The organism is Psychromonas sp. Urea-02u-13 (assembly GCF_002835995.1).
Lineage (GTDB): Bacteria > Pseudomonadota > Gammaproteobacteria > Enterobacterales > Psychromonadaceae > Psychromonas.
Map to the genome: position 1 here is coordinate 1 of NZ_PJBZ01000196.1, position 1,432 is coordinate 1,432.

At 36.2% G+C, this 1,432-nt stretch carries 2 protein-coding genes; both read right to left on the reverse strand.

The genetic code is table 11. From position 1 onward, the window contains the following. Window positions 1–89: 89 nt before the first annotated feature. The gene (locus tag CXF74_RS21325) at window positions 90–497 is read right to left on the reverse strand and encodes a hypothetical protein (RefSeq protein WP_101084644.1); all 408 of its coding nucleotides are present in this window, start codon (window positions 495–497) and stop codon (window positions 90–92) included. Between the two features lie 116 nt (window positions 498–613). Further along, complete coding sequence (locus tag CXF74_RS21330; RefSeq protein ID WP_101084646.1) at window positions 614–1,276, reverse strand: hypothetical protein; 663 nt, start codon at window positions 1,274–1,276, stop codon at window positions 614–616. Between the last annotated feature and the right edge of the window lie 156 nt (window positions 1,277–1,432).

Genomic DNA, 1,432 nt, shown 5'->3' on the forward strand with positions numbered 1-1,432 from the left:
ATTGTGGGTTATAATGTGTAGCGAAGCGAAACGTAACCCACTGTTTTAGTTCCGTTTAAGCAACTTGTTAGGCATGCCGAATTCATCAATTAAGCATTGTAACCGAGATCTTCATATTCTTCTTTTAAATTAAAAGCTTTCGCTAGTAAATGTTGAGTGCTTTTAAGCCAATTTAAAGAGTTTACACTGTGTCTAGATTGGAATAATGTAGCTAGAATTTCGCCCGTACTTGATTTTATTGTCATTCCTACCCAGCCAGCCCCTCTTGCAGGGCGCTCTTCATATAGTGATAGAACGCTGGATTCATCAGACAAAACGGAAATGCTACGGTTGTTTTTTATACAGCCTAAGTATTTTCCATCTTCGGTTTTCCATCCAATTAGATTATTTCTTTCATTTTTATTGTAGAGACCTACTACTGATTCAGGTGCTTCACTTTTAAGGGGAATCTCAGCCTCAACAGTGATTGGTCTGTCGATATTAATCCATACTTGCATAGAAACCTCTGTGTATGCCTAACGCCGCATTAAGCGGACAAAAATAGTGGGTTAAAATGTGTAGCGAAGCGAAACGTAACCCACTGTTTTTGTTCTGTTTAAATGCCTTGTTATACCTATACTGCGCCGATCTCACTACGCATTTGTTGTAATAGTTTTTTAGATTTACTTTGAATCGAAACACCTATTTCTACTAATTTATCTTGATACATTTGGGACTGTTCTTCTTGCTTGTTTATTATTATTTCTAAGAATTTCCCAACAAATTCATTAGCAGTATCCATTGATTCTTGAGTTAGGACTTCAAGTTCTTCGAAAGTTTTAATCATTTCATCAGTTGCAATCATTTTGATTCGATTCGTTTCTGATTTCAGCTTTATGACATCTTCAAGCCCTTCTTGCATCAATCCCGATATTTGGTTGCTAAACCAAACAACGGTATCCCTTTCCATTTCTTTATTTTGCTGTTCACCTGCAACCATCATGTCATTTAAATATTGATCAAAAATTGGCTGCATTTTGTCTTTGAAAGCATTCTGGCTCTTTTTACCAAATTCATCCAATTTAGCGGCATATGCACCATATTCGGTTGCCTTTAATTCAAATATTTTTAGTCGCCTGTCTGCACTATATCGCAGGTCTTGCTCAATAACTTTTAGCGAGCGCTCATGGCTTTGTTTGTTAAAATATGTAAAGCCAATCCATAGCACATTTACAATGCCAAATATCCAAGCAAAGTATTCAGGGTTTTGTTGAATGATTTCGTAGATAGTGCCCATATTTACCTTAGGTATAACGCCTCGTTAAGCGGATAAAAATGGTTGGCTATAATCGCGTAGCGATGGCCAACTGTTTTTATTCCGTTTAAACGACTTGTTATACAATTTTTTATTAAAAACTAATCTTGATCTTTCATCGCACTTTCTATTGAAGGA

Bases quoted from the DNA above. Each gene is read 5' to 3' on its own strand.
- CXF74_RS21330 (WP_101084646.1), bottom strand. From the start codon at position 1,276: ATGGGCACTATCTACGAAATCATTCAACAAAACCCTGAATACTTTGCT.
- CXF74_RS21325 (WP_101084644.1), bottom strand. From the start codon at position 497: ATGCAAGTATGGATTAATATCGACAGACCAATCACTGTTGAGGCTGAG.